Genomic DNA, 25,294 nt, shown 5'->3' with positions numbered 1-25,294 from the left:
TAAAACCCCAAATCTACCAAGACTAAACCTACTTAAGTCTTGGTTTTTTTTAATAATTATTTTTTTTACTTCACTAATAAAAACAATACTAAACTTAACAGTTTAATCCCAATCGGTGGGGAATGTAAAGACTTAAGTTTGGTTTTGTTGTTTTAATTGTTATTCTTGATTTCTAAGCCAAAGTGATTATTTCATTTTCTTCTATTTGCCTAAAAGTATTTGGATGCCACATTTTATTTATAGTCCTAAATTTATTTTTACCAAAAATTTTAACACCGTTTTCTAGTAAATGAGGTTTTAAGAATTAATAAATTAGCTTTTGGTATCCTTCTATTTAAGTAGTGTTAACAAGCGCATTATCTCAATTTATGCAACCATTTATAAACTCTTATTTTAAATTAATAAAATTGATGAGCCTAAACAAGAAGCTATATATAAAGAAATAAGTCTTGAGATTTTTAAAATTTTAAGTACTAAACCAGCATTTTTATTCTTAATTCTTAGTAAAGAGTTATTTATAACATCTATATAATATAAGGTTTGTGCTATGTGTAACGAGTTACAAACTATCCAAAACTCAAATAAACTTATTAAGTGGTCTATTAAATTACTTTAAATAAATAGTTTTAAATTCCTCTAATAACCATGTAACTAAGTTCTGTTTTCCCAAACTAAACCACCAAACCAATTATAAGCTTTTACAGTTTGTCGATATATTAGTATATATAAACTATCGCTACATACCATCCGTCTATTGTTAATGTTTTTTCAGCGAAATTCTATATTTCTCTAAAGTGCTATTTGATAGTTTTACTCCTTAAGTAATGTAAAGTTAATACGTTTAATGTAGTTAGCTTAATATAGATTTAAAGGTGTCTAATCCTAATATTTTATATCTATATTTTTTTAAGGCAATCTTCATTAAATACAAATAACGCGAAAAGCTTAAAAAAGTTAAGTTTTAAATGAATATAGCGATTAGTAAAATAAGCGGTATTTTAAAAAAAGGTACTAAGGTTTTAATTATAGCCCTGGCGGCTAATTTATTACAAGCACAAACCACTATAAACGCCGATAGTTTATCAGGGTTTAAAAACCTTTCTCTTAGAGCACAACTAGGTATTCCAAATAATGGTGCCTTACTAAATCTAAGTGCAAAAGAACGCAGAAACAAGTTAAAGGGTATTAATTTTGTAAGTATTACAAACTATGATAAGGATAAAATAGTCGCTTTATTAAACACCATTCAGTTATTTGCAAAGCAGCAAGGTGATTCCGATTTAGCTCTAGAAATGGAACTACTTAATCTAAAATACAACCTATCAAACCTAACGCCCGAATTTAGGATACAACGATTATTAGAGTTAGATAGCATTACCGAAGCTAATAACAAACCCATGCAAGTACAATTTAAGTGTCTCTTAGGTTTAGCTTTAATGAATTCTGATAAATTTAGTGAAGGCATATACCAGCTATTTTATGCGCGTTACCTGCTTAGAAATGGCATTTCAGACCCAGAAATTGAATATGATATAGCATTTGTCTTAGGGGGCTATGCTTATAAGAAACAACGCTTTAACATGAGCAAATTTTTTTTTAAAGAAGCCATAAACACGAAATTTAATTCAGAAAAGGCGCTATCATTCAATAATTTGGGTCTAGTCTATAGCAAACTAGGTGTTTTAGATTCAGCCTATTATTACTACAAAATCGCTAAAGAAAAGGCCATTGTCACTAAAGATTCTGTAATGCTTAAAGTCGTTAATGGTAATAGTGGCGAAATTTTATACAAACAAGGTGAGTTACAAGCTGCACTCCCTTTAATACGAGAAGATGCGGAGATGTGTTTAAGTGTAAATAGCTATGGTAATGCCTCAAATGCCTTGGTATTATTGTCAGATATCTATCTTCAATTGGGTAATAATGCCAAAGCAGAAACCCTCTTGTTTCAGGCATTGGCCAATGCACGTAAGATAAACGATTTACGCAGAATGGAGCCTGTTTACAAACAATTAAGCAAATGGTACGCTGCAAAAGGAAACGCAAAAAAAACATTAATCTACGCAGATTCTGCTAGTTATGTAAACAATAAATTAAATACAGAATTTGCTACCGTTTCAGGTTTTGATGCAGAAACCTCAATTGAGTTAAACATTCGTAAAGTCGATTTATTAAAAGCTAAGCAATTACAGGAACAACACAAACAACAGATTCAAAAATATATCATAATTCTACTTGCAGGTATTATAGTAATGTCTTTATTAGGCATAATTGTTGTTCTTTATATTAAAAAGGAAAAATTAAAAATAGTTAAAATTCAAGAAGAAAAAACAGATTTACAGGGCCAATTAAATAAATCGAAGCAAAAACTGGATGGCTTTGTTAAATCCATGCTAAAAGAATCTTTAAATGCAAATTTAACTATCAGTAAAATGTATACTACGAAACAGTTAGATGATTTTAAAAATCTGTTTACTAAAAGTTACCCAGGTTATTTAATTCGTTTAAAAGAAATACATGCTAATTTAACCAAATCTGAAACGCTATTATTCTGTTTTACACTACTAAATCTTCCCGATAATGAAATTTCTGGTTTATTAGGTGTAAACATTAACAGTGTTAGGCAAACTCGCAGCAGGGTTATGCGTAAACTTAGCATAAATGGTATTAATTCATTTAAAACATACGTATTAGCCATATAAAAACTTTTTGTTGGCTCTGGTTTTAACAATCATTATATGTATCCTTATGTTGTTTTATTATAAAATAATCAACGCACATTTTAAAGTTACTGTTTAGCTTTCCTTTTTTTGTATCCATTTAGCGTTTTAAAACAGTATCACTTTTATTTTAAAAACTAAAAGTTCTGCTAGTTTTTTTACCACCCATCAAATCATTTTTACTACTTACATATAACTTAAAGTGTAAATATCATACCATATTTTAAGGCGTTTAAAAAGGCTTTTTTTATGTAATACATCTTAAAGTAGTTGGTCTCAAAAAACACCCTTACATCGATGAATTTTAGTAAAATGTCACTTTTTTGTCACTCACAAATGGGGTTTTTTTATAAAAAGGCGGCATATTTTTGCTACCATATATCATGAACCAATTAATTTTTTTTAAAATATTTAAGATGAAAACAAAACAATTTTGCCTAATCCTATTATTTGTATGCTTATCCATTGCAACTTTTGCACAAGCACAATTTACCTCTGCAGGTATAGCTGTACAAGGTATTGTGCGGGATGAAAATAATACCGCCATACAAAACAGAACAATAGACTTAACTTTTACATTTTATTATACCACAAACTCGGTTGAAACAGCCGTTGGTACCCCTATTACTAAATCTGTGGTAACAGATGGTTTTGGCGTTTTTTCAAGCATTATAGACCCAGGTACTGGTAACAGTCTGCAATTTTCAAATAATCCCGTAAGTCTCAGAATAACAAAAGGCTCTTTTATAATTTCTGAATCTTTATTGCAAAACGTACCATACGCTATAGCAGCAAATAATGGCGTACCAACAGGTTTTATTATGCCTTTTGCAGGAAGTGTAGCGCCCAATGGCTGGGCTTTATGTAATGGCGCTGCGTTGCCTGCAAATGCTACTGAATTAAAAGCCCTTTTAGCAAGTAATAATGCACCAGATTTGAGAGGTTTTTTTTTAAGGGGAGTTGGTAAAAATACAGTAGCTGGCTTCACAAGTTTCGAAGGTCACGCAGGGCCCAACTCTATTAACACAAGACAACAGGATGATATGCTACGTCATAACCATGATTTTTCTTTAGAGGCTAGTGATTCAGGATCGCATTCTCATACTACTAATTTAATTAAGGATAGATTTACGACATATTCTCCTAATGGTCTAGACCAACTTAGCACCAATGAAGATGGTGGTTTCCCCTATTATCTAGCTACTACCGTAGCAAATAATGACGGATCAGATGATAAACCATCCTCTGTGGCAGTAGCTCATACTCACACTATTAGTGGTTCTCTAACTCCTGTAGGAGGAGAATCCAGACCCGTAAACTATGGTGTTAATTATATAATAAAACTATAATACAAGGGCTATTACAAAAAAAACACAACTATTTATAGCCTTTGGCTTACTAGCCAAAGCGCTGTGGGCACAAAACATAAAACATGAACCAATTAATTTTTTAAAAATATTTAAGATGAAAACAAAACAATTTTGCCTAACCCTATTATTTGTATGTTTAACGATTGCAACTTTTGCACAAGCACAATTTACTTCTGCAGGCATAGCTGCACAGGGTATTGTGCGGGATGAAAATAATACCGCTATACAAAACAAAACAATAGACTTAACTTTTACATTTTATTATACCACCAACTCGGGTGAAACAGCAGTTGGTACCTCTATTACTAAATCTGTAGTAACAGATGGTTTTGGCGTTTTTTCAACCATTATAGACCCAGGTTCTGGTAATAATGCGCAATTTTCAAATAATCCCGTAAGTCTAAGAATAACAAGAGGCTCCTTGATAATTTCTGAATCTTTATTACCACACGTACCATACGCTATATCGGCAAATAATGGCGTGCCTACAGGAGCTATTATGTCTTTTGCAGGAAGTGTAGTGCCCAATGGCTGGGCTTTATGTAATGGCGATGCTTTGCCTGCAAATGCTACTGCATTAAAAGCCCTTTTAGGAAGTAATTTTGCACCAGATTTGAGAGGTTTTTTTTTAAGGGGAGCTGGTGCAAATACAGTAAGTGGCTACTCAAATAACTTTGGGCCAGACCTTAACACAAGACAACAGGATGATAATCTATTTCATGACCATCAGTTTACTTTAAGTACTAGCAGTGCAGGATCGCATAATCATACTACTAATTTAATTAAAGATAGGGCTACAACATATGCTGGTATTGGTACTGTCAATCTTAGCAGTAATGCTGATGGTGGTGACGCTTATTATGAAGCCACTACCGCAGCAAATAATGACGGATCTGATGATAAACCATCCTCTATTGCAGGCGGTCACACTCACCCTATTACTGGTTCTATAAATCCTAAAGGATCAGAATCCAGACCCATAAACTATGGTGTTAATTATTTAATAAAACTATAATAAAATGGTTATTATGAAAAAAATATTACTACTTATAGCCTTTGGCCTACTGGCCAATGGGCTTTGGGCGCAAAATAATAAAGGGCCTATTCTATTTACAGGAGCCCTAACGGACCAAAAAACAGATCCTGCAGATAGGAGTACCTATACCATACAAGTGGGTTTACCCTTTGTAGCACCTGCTAAAGATGCTAATTTTATAGGTAATGATTACGCCTATATTCGTTTTCCATGGGATATTTTATACCTATACGATACGTTTTCAGAAGAAGAGGAGTCGTTTGATATTTCAAAAGGCTTTTTTGGCGATAAAATATTATTAAAATGGGTTTTACGCTCTAATTACGATATTATAAGCCGTATTGAAATTAGTAGGCGCGAGTATTCGAGCGCTTCAAACTTAATTAATTGGGTAAAATTAGCATCGGTATCTAAAGATGTAACAGAATACGAAGATAAGTATGTAGATGGTGGTACCCTTTATGAATATAAGGTTGAAGCCGTTGGTGTAGATGGCGATGCGTATTTGCAAAAATACATTACAGGCGTTGGGTTTAGAAGCCCAACAGCAGTAGTTACGGGTAATGTAAATTATGATGGTGGTAGCCCTGTGCCCGATGTTACAGTAACAGCTAATGCTGATGGTGCTAATGTTAATTTAGGTGCAGCAATTAATATTAAAAGTGGGGGTTCTTTAGATATATTACGTTTAAATAAACCAATAGATAAAGCCGCAACATTGCAAGCTTGGATAAAACCCGAAAATCCAAATACGGCATTTAGTGCCTTTACATTAAAAAATGAAGGTAATTTAAAAACAGTTTTGGTAGAACATTTAGAGGCTTCAAACAGTATAGAGGTAACAGTAGATGATGCTGTTTTTAGTATTAAAGATTTTTATCCTACAGGAGTCATAAATGCACGCGGTGATGATGAGTTGGTAGCCATATCTAATTTTAGCTCCAATTATATCCATATTTCGGTAGTACTAGAAAATGGTGCTGTGCCCAAATTATTTATTAATGGCCGCCAAATGGATGCTGCTTATGAAACTTTAGTTAAAAAAATTGAAGGAGCTAATCAAAATGGTGTAATAACCAAACTCTATGAAACCTTTGGTGTAGTTTTACCTACTAAAACAATAGATTTAGTTACCAATGTTAACCTAGACTTATGGAATACTGTACTTATAGGTGGTAACGGAAATGCTTTTTTTGATGAAATTAGAATCTGGAAAGCAGCGTTATCAAATGCAAAAATAAGAACCGATTATAAGCGCTACATAAGTGGTAACGATTCTAGGTTGGTATCGTATATAAGAGCCGAAGAAGGTTTGGGTAATTTTGCTTACGATTATTCCAGAAACGGGTTTAATTATAATAAAAACCATGGCGCTTTGGTAAATACATCTGGTACTAATAACGTGCTATGGGTTTCTGGCGCAGGCAATATACCAACGGCAAGCCAATTGGGTGTGCTAGGAGTTACCGATGCAAATGGAAATTACGAAATATCTGCGATTCCATATTCTGGTACAGGCGAATCTTTTACCATAACACCATCGTATGGCTTACATAAATTTGAGCCTAGCCAAAAAATTGTGTATTTAGGAGAGGGCTCTACCGTAGTTAATGATGTTAATTTTAAAGATAAATCGTCGTTTATTTTTAAAGGTAAAGTGCTGTACGATACCCGAGGCGTTTTTTTACCAAAGGTGGCTTCTGTACCTAATGTTAATGTACAAGGTATTACCCAAGATGGATATAATACGTACCTAGATGCTGTTTCAGGTAAATCGTATGCCAAGGGCGAATATTGGTTAGATGATAACGCGACAGTGGATATTAAAGAGGATGATGTTTTTAAAGAATATGCCCCTATTTACCTAGAAGGTGCCAATGTGTATATTGATGGGCAAATTGTTTTAGACCAAAATAATATCCCGGTAGAAACCGATGGATATGGTAGCTTTAGTATTAATGTACCCATAGGTAACCATTATATTACCGTTAAAAAAGACGGCCATGTGTTTGAGTATAATGGCAGATACCCAGAAGCTTCTACAAATCCGGATAATAACTTTGTAGAATTTTTTCAAGACAGCGAAAACCAAGTTGTTTTTATAGATAAAACTCGAGTAACTGTTGTAGGTCGTGTGGTTGGAGGTACTGTTGAGGCTCAAAAGCCCATAGGTTTTGGGCACAATGGCTTGTTTAAAAAATACATAGATAATAACGATACCCCAGAAACCCTTACAATAAGCTCTATAAACAATATTGGCGTTGCAAATATTACATTGGGTTACATTACTCCTGGAAGTAATGTAAGTCTTGAATCTACAGAGTTTAATTTTTTAACACATAGTGAAACTGGAGAATATAGAGTGGACGTAATGCCACTTAAATACCAATTATCACAAACAAAAGGTCTTAAAATAGCACAAAATAATGATAATATAGAACTATTAGATTCTGATTTAGACTTGGTTTTTTCTGAAGTTAATGATGTAACCTACCCTGAGTTTGAATACCCCGATGGGACTGTAGAAACCGGAGAACCTTACAACTATGAGAAAAGTTTTACTTACAGAAGCACACCAGTTCTGCGCGTTCTAAGTCAGTCATCAGAAATAGAAATTGAAGTTGATGGCCAAATGTTTAGTACCGAACAGTTTAACTATCCAGTATATAATCAGTTTGGTGATTATGAAATAGTATTAAGAAGTTTCGAAAAATATACCAATTATGACGCGCAAACCCCTAAAGAGGATATTGTTCCTGTAACGGATGGATTGCTTAATATTACCAATAATATGGCACTACCAGATTCTGAACTCGTTGAGCGAGATGCAAGTGATGCCAGTATTATTAATTATAAATATAAAGCAGGACCCACAAATATTGCGCCTCCGTTTACAAACACCCTAACTATTCAATATGTTTTAAATAATATTGCATACGCTGTAGAAAATGAGTATGCTAATGAGGGGATTGTTTTGGGTGGTGAATCAGATGGAAGTAGTAATTTTCTTACAGCACCAGATACTCCCGATATTATTTTACGAGACCCTCCAGGTTCCAATAGCTTTGCATCCATTGAAAGTGGGCAGAGTGTGAGCTTTACCACTGAACTTTCGAATGATAATAAAACAGGAGCAGGTGGTACAAATAAATTAATGTTGGGTGTAGAAATTAAAGTAGGAGGTGGTTTAGCAGGACCAATTACAGAAACTAAATTACAAAATAGTTTAGAATATGGAATTGAGGTATCTACCACTTCCTCAACCGGTAGAGATTTAACAAAAACATATACGTTTAACCAAACCATTTCTACCAGTGATGATCCTTTGTATGTAGGTGCAGACGGTGATTTGTACATAGGGCAATCTAAAAACTACTCTTATGGTTCATATAATGATATTCAGGCTTCCAGTACACTAAAGGCCGGCATAAGCGAAAGCGACTATTTGCCCTTAATGAATAGTAGTGGTGATACAGTTTACGTATACCCAGCAAAAGCTTTTTACTTTAGTGAAGAGCCTTCAGATACTTTCTTTGTGTTTTCCCAAAAGTATATTTTAGAATCTTTGATTCCGACTTACGAATCTATTCTTGCTAATTATGATCCAAATGCAGATGGTATTCAAGAGCAATCTTATTATACGGAATCTATTAGATTATGGCGCGAGATTATTTTAGAAAATGAGCGTAGTAAATATTTGGTAAAAAATGACAGAGAGACTTATAAGTCGAGCTTAATAGATATTATTAACAACTATAATAATGAGCTTATTACAATTATTAATGATGGAAATTTAACATTAGGTGGAAAATCAATTTTGGAAAACAGGATTGTCGAATCGAATAACATTAAAAATGAATTAGATACTAATTTTGATTCTAATATTTCTTTTGATGCCGGTGTAGGTGAATTTACAAGAAGTGTTGAAACTTCAATTGTAGCAGGCAGGTCTAAAACTATTAATTTAAATATCGCTACTGAAGTTGCAGCTCAAATGGGAGCTAGTGTGAATGAAACTGGCTTTGAATTTACAGTGAAATCTTTTTCTGATTATACTTCTACGCAAAGTATTAAAGAAGAAACCACAAGCACCACTACTATAAGCTATACGTTAAAAGACAATGATAAGGCCAATTCCTTAAGTGTAGATGTGGTTAATTTGTATGATGGAAATGGGCCTATTTTTAGCACCATAGGTGGTGTAACCTCATGCCCTTATGAAGGTGCAGAGCGCTCTGTGTTTTATAACCATGCAGATTATGATGCGCAAGCCACTCAAATTGAAGCACTACCAGTAGAAGAACAAGAAGAACTAAGTTTTGCCACACAACGTGCCGAGGTGCCAGAAATACTGGTTACTGTTGCTAGCGTTAGTAATGTGCCAGAAAGCAGTAAGGCTGAGTTTGATTTAATTATTAAAAACAACAGTGCTTCTGAAACAGATCAATATTTTACCTTATATGTAGATAATTTAACCAATCCGGATAATGCGCTAATAAACATAGAACAAAATGGTACGGTGGTATTTGTGCCTTATGGACAGTCTGTGCCTTATAAAATGACCTTGGGTAAATCTGTATCCGATGTTTATGATTATGAGAATATTAGAGTAGTATTAGAATCTAGGTGTGATGCTAATGTTTATTCAGATGTATTTGTTACCGCAAAGTTTGCACCTTCTTGTACAGAGGTAGCATTAAAAGCACCTTTAGATAATTGGGTGTTTAATAACCGTGCTGCCTTTAATACAGATGGTACCATAAATAAATTACCTGTAGAGATAACAGGGTTTAATGTGGCGTTTAATAGTTTCAAGAAAATTGATTTGGAGTACCGTTTAGCCTCTTCATCTACCTGGACAAAGTTACAAACCTATTACGGAAGTCAAGAAGAGTTTGATGCTGCAGATACTGCTGGTGAACAAGCTATTACATTAATAGATAATACCGATAAACCATCGTTTGCTTTTGATATTGTTGGTTTAAGCTTACCAGATGGTAATTATCAATTACGAGCAAGAAGTACCTGTACCAATGGTACGCAGTTTGTATCTGAAGTTATAACAGGAAGGGTAGATTTAAATGCGCCTGTGCGTTTTGGAACGCCTTTACCTACAGATGGCATATTAGGTGCTGGTGAAGATTTAAGAGTTAGCTTTAATGAAGATATTTTCTTCAACTCGGCAGGTAGTAAAATAGAAATTACAGGAGCTACCAACCAATTACCTATAAACAATAACGTGTCTTTGTATTTTGAAGGCGCAAATAATACCGTAAGTATTGAGAAACCAAGAATTGTAACAGGAGATTTCTCGTTAGAATTCTGGATGAAAAACGCTACGGTAGCTTCAAATGCCACCATTTTTTCGCAACAAGAAGGTTTAAATATTGGTATAGTAAATGGAGAAATGGCAGCCACATTAGGAGGTCTTACCGCTACGGGTCCTATAGCTTCAGACAACTTGTTTCATCATTATACCATCACCTTTAATAATGATACAGGAAGTTTAAGTATTTACGCGGATGATAAAGAAATTGGCGGTGAAACAGGATTGAATACGATACAATTTACCAATAGCAATGCTTTAATTATTGGAGGCAATACCTTTGTGGGTAACATTCATGATTTGAGATTGTGGAGTAAGAGCTTAACGCTAGCCAATGCTTATGCCAATATTTATACTAAAATTATTGGTAATGAAGCTAATCTTTTAGGCTATTGGCCTATGGATGAAGGTCGTGGCAATATTGCTTATGATTTAGCGTCGTATAAACATGCTAGTGTAAATACCAACTGGGATATAAAACCAAAGGGTACCTCTTATGAGTTTGCAAACAATCATTATCTGGAATTAGATAATGTAGGTTCTGTGCAACTCACTAAAGCAATGGATGCTACTATTTCCTTTTGGTTAAAAACCAATTTGGCACAAGAAGCTACCGTATTTTCTAACGGAAAAGGCGATGGTACAGACCCTGTTCAATCCAATGGATTAACTAATAAATGGGCTATTAATATGAATAATACGGGTAACTTAACCTTTGAAAGTGAAGGCGTATCGTATCAACTTACTACAAAAAGTGTTGCCGATAATAGTTGGCATCATGTAGCCTTGTTACTTAATAGATCTGGGCTTTTAAGAACCTATGTAGATGCCAAACAAGTAAGCTCTAATCCGGTAAGCGCTATAGGTGGTTTTTCGGGCAATAAAGTTTGGTTAGGAGCCAGAGGCCATATTGATTTAGCTAATATTGAAACCTTTGACAGGCATTTTACTGGAAAAATTGATGAATTTAGGTTATGGAATAGTGTTAGAAACCTAGACCAAATTAGTAGAGATCGTTTTAACGAGGTAAACAACCAAAGTACAGGTCTTATGCTCTATGCAACCATGAATGAACCTGATCCAACCAATGGAAATGGACCGCGTTATTTTCATGCATCAACAGGGCCTGATAATTTGCCAAGTGATGCCAAATTAGTTAATGGTACGGTAAGTTATACAAACGATGCACCTGCTATTAAGCCTGCCAGAGCCTTAATTAATTTTCAAGTTAATCATGTGATTAATCAAGACGATATGATTATAGATCCTGTTATCTCCGATTGGGCTGTTTTAGAAGGTCAAATTTTAGATATTACGGTTTCCGGAATGTTTGATTCGGCAAATAACCAACAAGAATCGCCTATAACATGGACGGCTTATGTACAAAAAAATGAAGTAAGCTGGTTTGTAGATGGTTTTACAGAGGTTGTAGACCTAGTTAAATATAATGGTGATGCACAAACTTTTGAAATTACATTAATAAATAGTGGAGGGACTTCACAACCCTTTGCCATTACCAATTTACCTAGCTGGATGCAATTAAGTAGCAGTTCAGGTTCTTTATCACCAGATAGTAAAAAGATAATAACGGTTTCTATTGATAATGAGTTGCCAGCAGGTATTTATAATGAAACCTTGTTTTTGGAAACTGATTATGGTTTTAATCAAAAACTACCAATTACTTTAAGAGTATTAGAAAAAGAACCTAATTGGGTTGTAAACGCTAATGACTATGCATACAGTTCTAATATTGTAGGTAGAATTAAAGTTGATGGTATCTTTTCTGATGATATATATGATAGAATTGGTGTGTTTTATAATGATGAGGTACGAGGTGTAGCGAATTTGGTATATAATGCATCGTACCAACAACACTATATATTTTTAACCATTTACAGTAATAATCCAAGTGGCGAAGCTTTAGATTTTAGAATTTGGGATGCTACTAAAGGTAAAGTATTACAGTCTACTATTGATGGTGCACTTTCAATACCATTTATATCGAATGATATTCAAGGAAATTTAATAAACCCGATACTTTTTGAAAACACCAGCGCTGTAGAGCAAGATTTGCTTTTCAATAGGGGATGGACTTGGGTTTCATTTAACGTGGCCGATGATAATTTTAACGATATTAATACACTAACCAGTAATATGGTTTTAGCAACGGATGATAGGATATTAAGTAATGTGCCTTCACAGCTAGAAACCTATACAGATGGTTTTGGTTGGAGTGGTACCGTTAGCGTACAAGGAGGTCTATCGGTTAATAAAATGTATAAGGTCTTTTTAAACAACCAACAATCATTAAAAATAAAAGGAACACCAGTAAATATTAATACTTGGAATTTTCCTGTAACATTAGATTGGAACTGGTTACCTTATACTTTGCCAGCTAATATGGCTATAAACGAAGCCATGTCGTTGTACCAAGCAACACCGGGAGATGTTATTAAATCGCAAAATTTATTTGCTATTTATGATGAATTTAATGGTTGGATTGGGTCTTTAAGTTATTTAGAGGATAGCAAAGGCTATATGCTAAAGTCTGGTTTGGGTCAAGAACTTCAATATCCTAAAAACTTTGGAAATTTAAATAAAAACGCAAACCAAAACACAGTTGAATTCAAGCAAGAAAAAATAGCTTCAGAGTTTACAAAATATGCAAACAATATGAATGCCATTGTTTTACTTCCTGATGGATATAATGAATTGTTAGTTTATGATTTAGAGCACACATTAAAAGGTAAATCTAAAAAGGCTGTTTATGGTAATAAAGAATTAAGCTTTATAACCGTTTATGGTGAAGGTAACGAAGAATTAGAATTTTATGTAAAAAATGATTCTGAGATAAAGCCTACTAGCAAAAAAATTAATTTCAGCAAAGATGCCATACTTGGAACTTTTGATAATCCAATAGATTTAAGAGAAAATAATACCGATATGGGTTTATATCCAAATCCGTTTAGTGATGCTTTTTCTTTTTCAATTAAGGCAAACAAAAGCCAAACAGCTGTTGTAAAGATATATTCTGTAACAGGTCAGTTAGTTTATAACAAAAACTTTAAAGTATCAGAGGGTTTAAATACTATTTCTGTTCAGCCTGAAATTAGCAGTGGTATATATTTAATGCACTTTATAACAGATGAAGATTTTGTAATTAATAAAATTATTAAGAACTAGTTAAAAATAGAAATGAAGACATATTTTTATAATATTTTAGCTTTAATCCTATTACATACTAGTGCATTTGGGCAAGCACCAAATTGGCAGGTTAATGAGAGTCAGTATCAATATACCATGTCCTTTGCAGCTTTTTTAAATGTTAACGGCACCACCTTATCAAGTACTAATGATAAGGTGGGTGCTTTTGTAAATGGAGAGCTAAGAGGCAGTGCAAACTTACTTTATGTTTCTAGCACAGACCGCTATTTAGCTTATTTCCTTGTTTTTGCTAATACTATTAACGAAACCATTGATTTTAAGATTTACGATTCTGTTAATAACCAAATAGTAAACGCAACTACAACTATAAATTTTCAAATTGATAAACATTATGGAAACGTTTTTCAAGCCTTTGGTATTGCTAATACAACATTAAGCAATCAGGCAAATATTTTAGATTTTAGTTTTGATGGTGCTGGAGATGTAAACAAAACGATTACAAGTAATAAAGTAACTATTGATAGTAATGTTTTTATATCTCAAAATATTATCGATTTGAATGCTATTTTTCAGTTAAGCCCTGGTGCTACATTATATGATGGCACTCAAAAAATAGTTTCTGGCAGTAATACATTTAACTTTACAAATTCTAAAATATTAAAAGTTTTATCTCAAGATGAAACTATTTTAAAAGAATGGACCGTAGAAGTTGTAATTGTCGACCGTGATTCAGATGGATATAATTCAGATATAGATTGTAATGATAGTAATGCAACAATCAACCCGGGAGCTACAGAAATCTTGAATAATGGTTTAGATGACGATTGCAATCCTTTAACATTAGATGTTTTAGCAGGAATTACGAATGAAACAGGAACGACCATATTAAACTGTAGTACAACCGCTGTTAGTGTTACTGCAACGGGCGGTGTTATCTATTCTTGGTATGATGGATTAAGTGAATTAGGTACTGAAGCTAATTTTTTGATTACTGAACCAGGGAACTACACAGTTACGGTCACGAATTCAAGCGGCTTTTCAGATACGGCAAGTATTACGATTACAGAAAACACGAGTTTTGTTTTAGCATATACAGCTAATACAGGCGGTATTATTAATGGTACAACACCACAAACAGTTGGGTGTTATGAAAGCGGGTCAAGCGTTGAGGCGATACCCAATACAGGTTATGTGTTTATTGATTGGAGTGATGGATTAACAACCAACCCAAGAACAGACACCAATATAGACAAAGACATTTCAGTAACAGCTAATTTTGATGTTGCTTTAGATGTATCAGAATTTGGAATTACTAAATTTAAAATCTATCCAAATCCTGTTGATAATGTATTAAAAATTATAACAGTAAATAATGGAACTATTGGTGGTTATGAAATTTTTGATGCGCTAGGAAGACGTGTTCTGTTTGATTTAAAAAATAATACAAATGCAATTGATGTTAGCACCCTTCATAATGGGGTCTATTTAATTAAAATAAAAACTGATAAGAGAGAATTAACAGCTAGGTTTATAAAAATCTAGTAAGCATTTTATTTAAAGAAATTTATCATTTGCATTATTTCATTTAATACTTTTATCAATGAATATATAATAAACCATGAATTTAAAAAAAGCATTAAGCATTGCAATTATAACAAGTATTCTTGGTGTTGTTGCCTGGGAATTGTATTGGCGTTCTCAAGGTTATGTGCCTACAATAGATGATAATAAAGCACTTTGGGCAATTCAACGAGATAGGTTGAATACCTTAGCCCAAGATGATGTTGTATTGATGGGTTCTTCGCGCATATTATATGGCATACAATTGGATGCTTGGGAAAAAGAAACAGGCAAGCGACCAGTACAGTTAGCGAATGTTGGAAGTTCTCCTTTACCTGTATTTCATGATATTGTTGAGAATACAAATTATGCAGGTACTGTAATATTAGGTGTTGCACCAGGGTTGTTTTTTTCAACCACATATCCTAAAGCCCAACCTTGGGCATGGCCACAAGCACGGGTAGACCATTATAAAAACCGAACGTATGTGCAACGTCTCAATCATCAATTGTCTTTACCATTACAGCAACATTTGGCATTAATGTCTGCAGGAGAAGAGGAGTTAGATGACAATATAGATCTAAAGGCCTTATTAAAACAGATAAAAGTGGGCAATAGAATCCCAGAAGGGATGCCACCGTTTTATAAATTTGGGAGAATGACTAGCTTAGATCGGAATGTGCAAATGATAGATAGAACCTTAACAGATACCGCTTTTGCAAATACGATTACTAAAGTTTGGGGATTTATTGGTAAAACATCACCAGCGCCAGATAAAGCCGCTACAATGGCTTTCTTTCTAAAGGATGCCGAAACATTTAAGGCTCGAGGTGGCAATCTTATATTAATGCGCTGTCCTTCCTCAGGAGGAGTAAGAGCAGGAGAAAACTTTATGTTACCACGAGAAGATTATTGGGATGATTTAGTGAAAAAGTCAAACGTTATGGCTTATCATTTTGAAGATTACCCACAATTTAAAGATTTAAAATGCCCCGAATGGTCCCATTTATCCTTAGAAGACGCTAATTATTTCACGACAGAAATGGCAAAACTAATGCTAGCAGATGAGGTTATAACTAACTCAAAAACCAACTAAGTATGTTATTTAATTCATTAAGTTTTATAGTTTTTTTGGTTATTGTTTTAGCATTTTATTATACAAGATATATTACTTGGACCAGTAAAAAAAAGATGTTGCTTTTAGCAAGTTATGTTTTTTATGGTTTATGGAACCCACCATTAATTCTTTTATTGTGGATTTCTACAGTTATAGATTGGACAGCTTCAAAGCGTATTGTAAATACTAAAGAAAAAAGCAGGCGTAAATTTTGGTTGTTATTAAGCATGTTAGTTAATTTAGGTTTTTTGGCTTTTTTTAAATACGGAGATTTTCTTTTAGAAAATTTTGTAGCCTTAATAAATAGCTTTGGTATTCAATATGCAGTTCAGCCTATGGATATTATTTTACCTATGGGTATATCGTTTTACACCTTTCAAACCATGTCTTACACTATCGATATATACAAAGGTCAAGCAAAACCTGCTAAAACATTTCTAGATTTTGCCTTATACGTAACGTTCTTTCCACAGTTGGTAGCTGGACCCATTGTTAGGGCAAAGGATTTAATCACTCAGTTTTATAAAGAAAAAAGAGCTACTTCGGAACAATTTATTTGGGGTGTTTTTTTACTCACCATAGGTATTTTTCAAAAAGTGGTTCTGGCAGACACCTTGCTTTCCGGTGTTGCTGATGACGTGTTTGGATCACCTGAGTTATTATACGGTATAGATGCTTGGACAGGTACCTTAGCATTTTCTGGTCAGATTTTTTTTGACTTTGCAGGCTATTCTACCTGTGCCATTGGTATTTCCTTAATGTTGGGTATTACTTTACCAGATAACTTTAGGTATCCCTATGCTTCTTTAGGATTTTCAGATTTGTGGAACCGTTGGCACATATCATTATCAAGCTGGTTACGAGATTACCTATACATCCCATTAGGAGGTAATCGTCATGGTATTACAAGAATGTATGTAGCCTTAATGCTTACCATGTTGCTAGGAGGGCTTTGGCATGGAGCTGCATGGACCTTTATGGTTTGGGGAGGCTTACATGGTACTTATTTAATTTTAGAGAAATTACAAAAAAAGTATCTCCCTTTTAAAATCACCAAGTGGAATGGTATTTTTTTAGCATTCATAACATTTACCTGTGTTAATATAACCTGGGTATTTTTTAGAGCAAGATCATTTGATACGGCATGGCAACTTCTAAAATCTATGTTTTATTTGCAACCAAATGGATTAAAGATTCTAGACTCATTTAGTATTATAAAAGTCTGTGTGGTAATAGGGATGTTATTTTTATGCCATTGGATGATGCGTAACACATCACTAAAAACTTTATCAGAAAAAGCATCGCCTTGGGTTATGGGGATTTCCTGGGCGGTGCTACTTTTATTAATTGTTATAGCACAAGGAAGTGGCGAGCAGTTTATTTACTTTCAGTTTTAAATTAATATATGCAAAGCTATTATTAATACCTTTTTAATTAAAGATTTTTCACAAAGAAAACTGAGATATTTTGAGCTTTGTTTTAGATATCTTGTAAATTCTATTTTAAGATTTTAAGTTACTTGGTTTGACTGCTCTCACAAAAACGGGCCTAATTCTTTATGTTAAAGATGGTCTCGTTTCTTATTTATGTTAATCGTACACTCGTTCTGATTAATTAAAATAAGAGCGTTGATAGATAGTTTTATAAACAAATAATGAAGGAGGGATGATTTAAAGGATATAAAGTTTGATTTTAGTCCATTTTAAAAATTCAATATATCTACATTCTAAAAATGAATATTTAGTTTATATTTCACTATTAATTTTATGAAAAAATTCGAGTGTTTGATTTGAAGTCAGATCTATCTGGTTTACATATAAAAAGCAATGGTTTAATTTATTTAAATCATTGCTTTTTAAATTATAAAAATTAAAAACAATATTGTTTTATTTTTTGATTAAGCTGCACCACGATTAGGTTTTGTGTTTTTTTTGTTTTTGTTTTCAATTAAAAATAATTTAGCATTTATCCATGCTACAGTTCGTATAAGTTTATCTACATTATCTTTGTTTTCTGTATTATTTATGATGAAGTAAATATTATTTTCAACATTCCATTCAAAAAAATCTAATTCTTGCATTATCATATTTATTGCTCTAATAGATTTAAAATGGAGTCCTATACACCTTTTGTTTTCAATTACAAGGTGTTTTAAAATAATGCTTTTGAGGGATTTCATAATTAATATTTAATCAAAACTATATTTTATAAATGTTTTAATTGTATATTAAACGCATATTAAACGTATAATGTACGGTTAATTTGAGTTAATATGAAATTATCTAATAAATGCAAATATTGCGATAAGGAGATAGAAGGTAGGTCTGATAAAAAATTTTGCGATACATATTGTAAAAGTTCTTATCATTATCAAAAATCTATAACAGAATCACCTAGATTTTTTAATAAAGTTGATAATCAATTGAAGCTTAATAGAAAGTTGTTAAAAAACTACAATAAAGCCGGAAAAGTCATAATAAGAGTTGAGCAACTTAAGGCTGAGGGTTTTGATCCTAATTACTTTACCCATTATTGGAAGAATACTAAAGGTGATGTATACTTGTTTGTTTACGAATATGGTTTTCTTAGGAAATTAGAACATGGTTTTGAAAAATTCATTCTTATCAAGTGGCAAGCTTATATGGAGAAATAATATATTTATTCAATTTTAAATAGCAACAAAACTAAATGCTCATTTTATCTTGTTTATTTTTGAATTAATTAAATAATTGTATATGAACTACACTAGTAAGTTAGTTAAAGGAAAAAATAATAATAAATGTTTAGTGCTTGCTAGCCCCAAAAAAACATCTTTTGCAAAAATATTTTTAAATCAAGGAGCTAGTTTACAGGAGTTGAAACTAAAAGGGGAGGAGTTGATAAAAGACATGTATCCTTTAACATATAACAATTCTTATGCTTCCTCAATCTTATTTCCATTTGCTAATAGAATAAAAGATGGTAGTTATCAATTTAATGGTATAACCTATAAATTTTATATTAACGAAAAAGAATTAAACAATGCCTTACATGGTTTAGTTTTTAATAAGACATTTGAAGTGTTGGATATATCAACAACAGATACTTTTGCTAAAGTTAAGTTAAAATATAATGAAGAGCGTGTCTGTAAAGGTTTTCCATTTACTTACTCAATATTTCTGGAATATTTATTAACAGACAACACACTAGATGTAAATGTTGAAATAATAAATACTGATACCAAAATGTTTCCATTTACATTAGGTTGGCATCCTTATTTTTTTAGTGAGGATTTAAGTATGAGTACGATACTATTTGATGCAAAAAAAAAGCTTAAGTTAGACGATAGAAATATTGCTCAAGAATTAATAATAAATGAACAGTCTACAGGCTTTAAAATTAACAATCAATTTTTAGATGATTGTTTTATTTTAGATTCTAACCAAGTAATATTTAAAACGCCAAGATATAATTTAACTTTTAACTCAACTGAAGATCAAAGTTTTTTACAACTGTATACCCCACCTCATAAAAATACGATTGCTATAGAACCAACTACTGGAGTTTCAGATAGCTTTAATAATAGCATTGGACTTAAAGTTTTAAAACCAAATACATCATATCATATTAATTGGAAATTGAAAATAGATAATTAAAGACTACTAAGTTAAACATCTTTTAGCAGTAAAAATAGTTAGTTTTAAATGATACTTAAATCATTAAATAAAAAATTAATTTAAAATTTGCGTTGTATTATTTATGTTCAATTTCCTTGTTTTCAAAGATTTAAGTTTATCAAACCAAATTGTTTTAGGTGTATTTTTATTTGTAATGGTATTAATCATCTTACATTACGGACTTAAGATGATAGAAATAGCTTATGTGTTAAAATTTAAAAGGCCTTTATATAATCACCTTTACTTCAGTTTAAAACAATTAAACAAACATCAAAAAAGCATTTTAATTAATCAATTTTCTTTCTATAATAAACTTACAAACAGGGAACAGAAATATTTCGAGCATAGGTTGGCATCATTTATAAATGATAAAGATTTTATAGGCAGAGATGGACTTTTAATTACGGATGAAATTAGGGTGTTAATTTCAGCAACAGCCGTTATGCTAACTTTTGGTTTTAGAGATTTTTACATTGGTTTCATTTCAAAAATAGTAGTATATCCTAAAACCTTTTTCTCTAATACAAATAATACATATCATAAAGGAGAATTTAATCCTAAGCTAAAAACGTTAGTATTTTCTTGGGAAGATTTTAAATATGGTTATGCTATTGATAATGATAATCTAAATTTAGGAATACATGAATTTGCCCATGCTTTACATATAAATAGTATGAAAGAACGTGATGTAAGTTCGATTATTTTCAGTGATTCTTTTAAAGAAATAACCAAATTGCTTGCTCTAAATGCAAATTTAAGATCAAATTTGGTAAAATCAGATTATTTTAGAAACTATGCTTACACGAATGAATTTGAGTTTTTAGCGGTTGCTATTGAGACGTTTATTGAAACGCCCAAAGATTTTAAAAATCGATTTCCAGAGCTTTATAATTTAATAAAACAGATGCTTAATTTTAATATAGCTGGTTATTAAATATTTTTTAATTATGATATTTATCATGATTTTTTTAAGCTTAGTTCGATAACTTTAATGTTAAGAAATATAAACTTTAAATGTTATGATAAGAAAAGAACCCATCTCAATGATAATGACAACTCCTGTTGTAACATTAACAAAAAACGATAGTCTAGAAAAAGCAGAACACCTTTTTAAAAAAAATCATATAAGACATATTCCCATTGTTGAAAATGATAAAATTATAGGCATGTTAAGCCATAACGATATATTACGATTAAGCTTCTCAGATTATGCAGGTGATTTTGATGGTGATATGGATGCTCCAGTTTATAATATGTTTAGCATTAATCATATTATGACACGTAATGTTGTTACTATTTCTTCATCCAATTCAATAAAAGACGTTGCCGAAATCATAGCTTCTAAAGAATTTCATGCATTACCAGTTATATCTCATAAAAAACTTATAGGTATAGTTACTACTACCGATTTAATAAAATATTTGCTAAAACAATTTTAACGATTAAAAATTTTAAAAATCATGATTAAGGATATATTAGTTGAAGAAATTATGAGTAAAAACATCATAGCATTAAGAAGGAATGATGACTTAGAAAGAGCGGAAATGCTTTTTAATAAATACAAAATTAAACACATACCAGTTGTTAGCTCAGATGTTGTTATTGGAATGCTCAGTTATTCTGATTTATTAAAAATTTGTTATGCAGAAACAACTGCTGATGAGCATGATGTTGATGTGGTAGTTTATAATACTTTTACAATTGAACAAGTCATGAGTAAAAATGTAATAACTATTAATAAGGAAACTACAGTAAAAGAGGCTACACAAATTTTAGCAAAAGGAGATTTTCATGCTTTGCCTGTTGTTGATTGTGGTGTTTTAATGGGTATAATAACAACAACTGATTTATTAAATTACTATTTAAAAGAGTATTAAGAGTTTGCTATAGCGTTTAAATCTCTGATAGTTTCAATTTGGTTGGTACTTTTAAAAACATAACTTCCAGCTACTAAAACATCGGCTCCAGCGTCAGCCAATTTTTTGGCATTTTTATTGGTAACCCCACCATCAATTTCAATTTTTGTTGAAGCTCCTTTTTTAAGGATTAATTCTTTTAGTTGTTTCACTTTATTGTATGTGTTTTCAATAAAACTCTGACCCCCAAAACCAGGATTAACACTCATTATGCAAACCAAATCTATATCATTAATAGTGTCTTCTAAAACGTTAATATTGGTATGTGGATTTAAGGCTACTCCAGCCTGCATACCTTCAGCTTTTATAGCTTGTAAGGTTCTATGTAAATGATTACAAGCTTCATAATGAACAGTAAGGATATTACTTCCTAAATCAGCAAAAGTTTTTATATATCTATCTGGTTCTACTATCATTAAATGTACGTCAATTGTTTTTTTAGCGTGTTTAGAAATAGCTTGTAAAACCGGCATCCCAAAAGAAATATTAGGCACAAAAACCCCATCCATAATATCAATATGAAACCAATCTGCTTCACTTTTATTAACCATCTCTATATCTCTCTGCAGGTTAGCAAAATCTGCAGCTAAAATTGATGGTGCTATTAGTTTTGTACTCATTTGATTTTTTTAAGTTTTATATTACAAATATAGAAAAAATAAACCCGCGGTAATCAGCCGCGGGTTCTTTCATCAATCAAAAAACGAACAGTTATATATAACTGTTTGTTACCGTAATTTAGTCGTAATTATTATTAAAAAATTACTATCCTAAATAGGTTTTTAATATTTTACTTCTAGAAGTGTGTTTTAATCTTCTAATTGCTTTTTCTTTAATTTGGCGAACACGCTCACGCGTTAAATCAAATGTTTCACCAATTTCCTCTAAAGTCATTGGATGTTGATTCCCTAAGCCAAAATATAAACGAATTACATCTGCTTCACGAGGCGTTAATGTTTCTAGTGCTCGCTCAATTTCTGTTCGAAGTGATTCGTGTAATAATTCTCTATCTGGATTTGGAGACTCACCACTATTTAATACATCATATAAGTTAGAATCTTCACCTTCAACTAAAGGAGCATCCATACTTACGTGACGACCAGAATTTTTCATAGACTCTTTAACATCGTTAATGGTCATGTCTAATTCTTTCGCAATTTCTTCAGCACTTGGTGGGCGTTCGTGAGATTGCTCTAAAAATGCAAATGTTTTATTGATTTTATTAATAGAACCTATTTTGTTTAAAGGTAAACGTACAATACGTGATTGTTCAGCTAAAGCTTGAAGAATCGACTGACGAATCCACCAAACTGCATAAGAAATAAATTTAAAACCACGAGTTTCATCGAAACGCTGTGCTGCTTTTATTAAACCTAAATTGCCTTCATTAATTAAATCTGGTAATGTTAAACCTTGGTTTTGGTATTGCTTAGCTACCGATACAACAAAACGTAAATTAGCTTTTGTCAATTTTTCTAAAGCTCTCTGATCACCAGCTTTAATACGTTGTGCTAACTCTACTTCTTCGTCTGCGGTAATTAAGTCAACTTTACCAATTTCTTGAAGATATTTGTCTAACGATGCTGTTTCTCTATTGGTAACCTGCTTCGTAATTTTAAGTTGTCTCATCTAGTTTTCTTCTGTAAATTTAAATGAATAATGTTATTCAGTAGTTATACGTTTAAATCTCTCTTTTTGTTACAAAAAGGTTTAAATTATTTTTTATTTTCTTTTTAATAGGAAACTAGAAAATATAGAAGTCACTTTTTTACTAAAAAAATAAAATATTCATTTTCTTTTAAAGTGCATTTTAACTCAACTTAAATAAAAATAAATTAATCTTCAACTTTTATTGTGACGATACTTTCTATAACTAGTTTTTTGTTATTAATTCTTGCATCTTTAAAAAATAATTTAGCATCAAGTTTTGCATCAATAAGTTCATTGATTCTATCATTGTCATAAACGCATAAATCTTTAGAATTGCCTTCTGTTATTGATAGGCGTTTAAGTTTGTGATGGTTAATTTTTACATCTAAAATAGAATCTATAATATCTGCCGATTCGGAAGCGCTAAAAGTGCCATCTATTAGTTTGATAATCTGTGTAGGATTATTACTTTTTTTTACTTTTTTTGAAACTTGTTCCATAATATTTTTTGATTTAAAAAATTAGCAATGTTTTAAGTGATTTGGATAATATATAGATATAGTGGCATGCCTAGTGTAATATTAAAAGGGAATGTGATAGCTAATGCCATCGGGATATATAAACTTGGACTTGCTTTTGGAGCCGCTATTTTCATGGCAGCAGGAACTGCAATATAAGAGGCACTCGCAGCAAGTATGGCAAATAATAAACGATTTCCTATACTTTCTATAAAAGTGCTACTAATAATGGATACTATTACACCATTAAATACAGGGATGATTATAGCAAATACCAATGCAAACCAACCTTTTTTAAGAAATTCTGATAGTTTTTTTCCACTAGTAATTCCCATATCTAATAGGAATACAGATAGAAATCCTTTAAAAATATCTGTAGTAAATGGTTTTATGCCCTCAGCTTGTGCATCACTTGCTAAAAAGCCTATTATTAGGCTTCCTATAATCAAGAGAACACTACCATTGAATAAAGCGTGTTGTAAAACTGTTTTAACTGGTATGTCTGATTTACCTTTATTCCCTTTAAAGATCATGATTAACAATAATCCAACCATAATTGATGGTGCTTCCATTAATGCCATAACAGCTACCATGTGTCCATTAAAAGGGATTTTTTCTATTTCTAAGAATGCTATTGCCGTAACAAAAGTTACAGCGCTCACCGAGCCATATGAAGCAGCTATTGCTCCAGCATTTTCTATACTAAATTTTCTCCTAAGTATGAAATATGAATATGTTGGAACAATAATAGCTAAGAAAATTCCAAAAAGTAAAGACCAAATAATTTCTAAATTAAATTCGCTATGAGAAAGTTCTTGTCCACCTTTAAATCCAATTGCCATGAGAAGATATAAAGAAATAAATTTAGAGGAATTTTCAGGTATTTTTAAGTCACTTTTCAATTGTATGGCAATTACTCCTAAAAAGAAAAATAACAATGCAGGATTAGTAAGGTTGTCTAATAGTAAATGTAAATCCATTAAGTTTGGTTAATTTTGGTTATGGATTAATATTTTATTTGTTTGAATTTAGAACCGCTAAACAAACTACAGAGAAGCAAAGAATAATTTCTTTTAAAAATAAGCCATTACGTATAATTGATAGGTTTATAAATAAAAAAAATATAAGGCCTAATACTAATACATTGAATATAGTTTTATTTTGTTGAGCCTTTTTTAGGGTATAAAGTATTTTTTCTTTCATTGTTTTTTATCTTACTGCAAATTTCAACATCAATGGAAGCTCTAAAGCATACTTAAT

Annotated in this window: 17 protein-coding genes; 12 read left to right on the top strand and 5 right to left on the bottom strand. The window is 31.9% G+C overall.

The window, feature by feature from the left end; genetic code table 11:
• Positions 1–965 precede the first annotated feature (965 nt).
• From AC1XJX_RS11525 to AC1XJX_RS11495, 7 genes are all read left to right on the top strand, one after another.
• Positions 966–2,702, top strand: a complete 1,737-nt coding sequence (locus AC1XJX_RS11525) for a hypothetical protein (RefSeq protein ID WP_482004135.1) — start codon at positions 966–968, stop codon at positions 2,700–2,702.
• A 434-nt stretch (positions 2,703–3,136) separates the two neighbouring features.
• Positions 3,137–4,069: a tail fiber protein gene (locus AC1XJX_RS11520; RefSeq protein WP_482004134.1), complete on the top strand. Its 933-nt coding sequence runs from the start codon at positions 3,137–3,139 to the stop codon at positions 4,067–4,069.
• Positions 4,070–4,184: 115 nt separating this feature from the next.
• Positions 4,185–5,105 carry a tail fiber protein gene (locus AC1XJX_RS11515; RefSeq protein WP_482004133.1) on the top strand — a complete coding sequence of 307 codons (921 nt, stop codon included), beginning with the start codon at positions 4,185–4,187 and terminating at the stop codon, positions 5,103–5,105.
• 13 nt (positions 5,106–5,118) lie between these two features.
• Positions 5,119–13,635, top strand: coding sequence for a T9SS type A sorting domain-containing protein (locus AC1XJX_RS11510; RefSeq protein ID WP_482004132.1), 8,517 nt, complete (start codon positions 5,119–5,121; stop codon positions 13,633–13,635).
• A gap of 12 nt (positions 13,636–13,647) precedes the next feature.
• On the top strand, positions 13,648–15,159 hold the full coding sequence (locus tag AC1XJX_RS11505) for a T9SS type A sorting domain-containing protein (protein ID WP_482004131.1): 1,512 nt from the start codon (positions 13,648–13,650) through the stop codon (positions 15,157–15,159).
• 76 nt (positions 15,160–15,235) lie between these two features.
• Positions 15,236–16,273: a hypothetical protein gene (locus tag AC1XJX_RS11500; protein ID WP_482004130.1), complete on the top strand. Its 1,038-nt coding sequence runs from the start codon at positions 15,236–15,238 to the stop codon at positions 16,271–16,273.
• Between the two features lie 2 nt (positions 16,274–16,275).
• Complete coding sequence (locus AC1XJX_RS11495; RefSeq protein ID WP_482004129.1) at positions 16,276–17,691, top strand: MBOAT family O-acyltransferase; 1,416 nt, start codon at positions 16,276–16,278, stop codon at positions 17,689–17,691.
• A 500-nt stretch (positions 17,692–18,191) separates the two neighbouring features.
• Here AC1XJX_RS11495 and AC1XJX_RS11490 read toward each other — a convergent pair whose 3' ends face one another.
• The gene (locus tag AC1XJX_RS11490) at positions 18,192–18,473 is read right to left on the bottom strand and encodes a hypothetical protein (protein ID WP_482004128.1); all 282 of its coding nucleotides are present in this window, start codon (positions 18,471–18,473) and stop codon (positions 18,192–18,194) included.
• 93 nt (positions 18,474–18,566) lie between these two features.
• Here AC1XJX_RS11490 and AC1XJX_RS11485 point away from each other — a divergent pair, with 93 nt between their 5' ends.
• From AC1XJX_RS11485 to AC1XJX_RS11465, 5 genes are all read left to right on the top strand, one after another.
• Positions 18,567–18,947, top strand: coding sequence for a hypothetical protein (locus AC1XJX_RS11485; RefSeq protein ID WP_482004127.1), 381 nt, complete (start codon positions 18,567–18,569; stop codon positions 18,945–18,947).
• Between the two features lie 82 nt (positions 18,948–19,029).
• A complete protein-coding gene (locus tag AC1XJX_RS11480) occupies positions 19,030–19,929 on the top strand; it encodes an aldose epimerase family protein (protein WP_482004126.1) in 900 nt (299 codons plus the stop codon).
• Between the two features lie 103 nt (positions 19,930–20,032).
• Complete coding sequence (locus tag AC1XJX_RS11475) at positions 20,033–20,884, top strand: zinc-dependent peptidase (RefSeq protein WP_482004125.1); 852 nt, start codon at positions 20,033–20,035, stop codon at positions 20,882–20,884.
• An 85-nt stretch (positions 20,885–20,969) separates the two neighbouring features.
• The gene (locus AC1XJX_RS11470) at positions 20,970–21,389 is read left to right on the top strand and encodes a CBS domain-containing protein (protein ID WP_482004124.1); all 420 of its coding nucleotides are present in this window, start codon (positions 20,970–20,972) and stop codon (positions 21,387–21,389) included.
• A 21-nt stretch (positions 21,390–21,410) separates the two neighbouring features.
• Positions 21,411–21,827: a CBS domain-containing protein gene (locus AC1XJX_RS11465; protein ID WP_482004123.1), complete on the top strand. Its 417-nt coding sequence runs from the start codon at positions 21,411–21,413 to the stop codon at positions 21,825–21,827.
• Here AC1XJX_RS11465 and rpe read toward each other — a convergent pair.
• The 4 genes from rpe to AC1XJX_RS11445 all read right to left on the bottom strand — a co-directional run bounded on the left by rpe (position 21,824) and on the right by AC1XJX_RS11445 (position 25,014).
• Positions 21,824–22,486, bottom strand: a complete 663-nt coding sequence (gene rpe, locus AC1XJX_RS11460) for a ribulose-phosphate 3-epimerase (RefSeq protein ID WP_482004122.1) — start codon at positions 22,484–22,486, stop codon at positions 21,824–21,826. The genes AC1XJX_RS11465 and rpe overlap by 4 nt on opposite strands.
• A 145-nt stretch (positions 22,487–22,631) precedes the next feature.
• A complete protein-coding gene (locus AC1XJX_RS11455) occupies positions 22,632–23,495 on the bottom strand; it encodes a sigma-70 family RNA polymerase sigma factor (RefSeq protein WP_379927197.1) in 864 nt (287 codons plus the stop codon).
• Between the two features lie 206 nt (positions 23,496–23,701).
• Entirely contained in the window at positions 23,702–24,016 is a 315-nt protein-coding gene (locus tag AC1XJX_RS11450; protein ID WP_482004121.1) for a hypothetical protein, read from the bottom strand.
• Positions 24,017–24,048: 32 nt separating this feature from the next.
• A complete protein-coding gene (locus AC1XJX_RS11445) occupies positions 24,049–25,014 on the bottom strand; it encodes a sodium-dependent bicarbonate transport family permease (protein ID WP_482004120.1) in 966 nt (321 codons plus the stop codon).
• Positions 25,015–25,294: the final 280 nt, after the last annotated feature.

This window comes from Flaviramulus sp. (genome assembly GCF_982512915.1).
Note: the sequence above shows the minus strand (reverse complement) of the source record. Positions and strands in the feature narration are given on the sequence as shown.

What these genes read in the sequence shown, in the direction of transcription:
- AC1XJX_RS11525 (WP_482004135.1), top strand. Translation starts at nt 966, where the DNA reads ATGAATATAGCGATTAGTAAAATAAGCGGTATTTTAAAAAAAGGTACT.
- AC1XJX_RS11520 (WP_482004134.1), top strand. Translation starts at nt 3,137, where the DNA reads ATGAAAACAAAACAATTTTGCCTAATCCTATTATTTGTATGCTTATCC.
- AC1XJX_RS11515 (WP_482004133.1), top strand. Translation starts at nt 4,185, where the DNA reads ATGAAAACAAAACAATTTTGCCTAACCCTATTATTTGTATGTTTAACG.
- AC1XJX_RS11510 (WP_482004132.1), top strand. Translation starts at nt 5,119, where the DNA reads ATGAAAAAAATATTACTACTTATAGCCTTTGGCCTACTGGCCAATGGG.
- AC1XJX_RS11505 (WP_482004131.1), top strand. Translation starts at nt 13,648, where the DNA reads ATGAAGACATATTTTTATAATATTTTAGCTTTAATCCTATTACATACT.
- AC1XJX_RS11500 (WP_482004130.1), top strand. Translation starts at nt 15,236, where the DNA reads ATGAATTTAAAAAAAGCATTAAGCATTGCAATTATAACAAGTATTCTT.
- AC1XJX_RS11495 (WP_482004129.1), top strand. Translation starts at nt 16,276, where the DNA reads ATGTTATTTAATTCATTAAGTTTTATAGTTTTTTTGGTTATTGTTTTA.
- AC1XJX_RS11490 (WP_482004128.1), bottom strand. Translation starts at nt 18,473, where the DNA reads ATGAAATCCCTCAAAAGCATTATTTTAAAACACCTTGTAATTGAAAAC.
- AC1XJX_RS11485 (WP_482004127.1), top strand. Translation starts at nt 18,567, where the DNA reads ATGAAATTATCTAATAAATGCAAATATTGCGATAAGGAGATAGAAGGT.
- AC1XJX_RS11480 (WP_482004126.1), top strand. Translation starts at nt 19,030, where the DNA reads ATGAACTACACTAGTAAGTTAGTTAAAGGAAAAAATAATAATAAATGT.
- AC1XJX_RS11475 (WP_482004125.1), top strand. Translation starts at nt 20,033, where the DNA reads ATGTTCAATTTCCTTGTTTTCAAAGATTTAAGTTTATCAAACCAAATT.
- AC1XJX_RS11470 (WP_482004124.1), top strand. Translation starts at nt 20,970, where the DNA reads ATGATAAGAAAAGAACCCATCTCAATGATAATGACAACTCCTGTTGTA.
- AC1XJX_RS11465 (WP_482004123.1), top strand. Translation starts at nt 21,411, where the DNA reads ATGATTAAGGATATATTAGTTGAAGAAATTATGAGTAAAAACATCATA.
- rpe (WP_482004122.1), bottom strand. Translation starts at nt 22,486, where the DNA reads ATGAGTACAAAACTAATAGCACCATCAATTTTAGCTGCAGATTTTGCT.
- AC1XJX_RS11455 (WP_379927197.1), bottom strand. Translation starts at nt 23,495, where the DNA reads ATGAGACAACTTAAAATTACGAAGCAGGTTACCAATAGAGAAACAGCA.
- AC1XJX_RS11450 (WP_482004121.1), bottom strand. Translation starts at nt 24,016, where the DNA reads ATGGAACAAGTTTCAAAAAAAGTAAAAAAAAGTAATAATCCTACACAG.
- AC1XJX_RS11445 (WP_482004120.1), bottom strand. Translation starts at nt 25,014, where the DNA reads ATGGATTTACATTTACTATTAGACAACCTTACTAATCCTGCATTGTTA.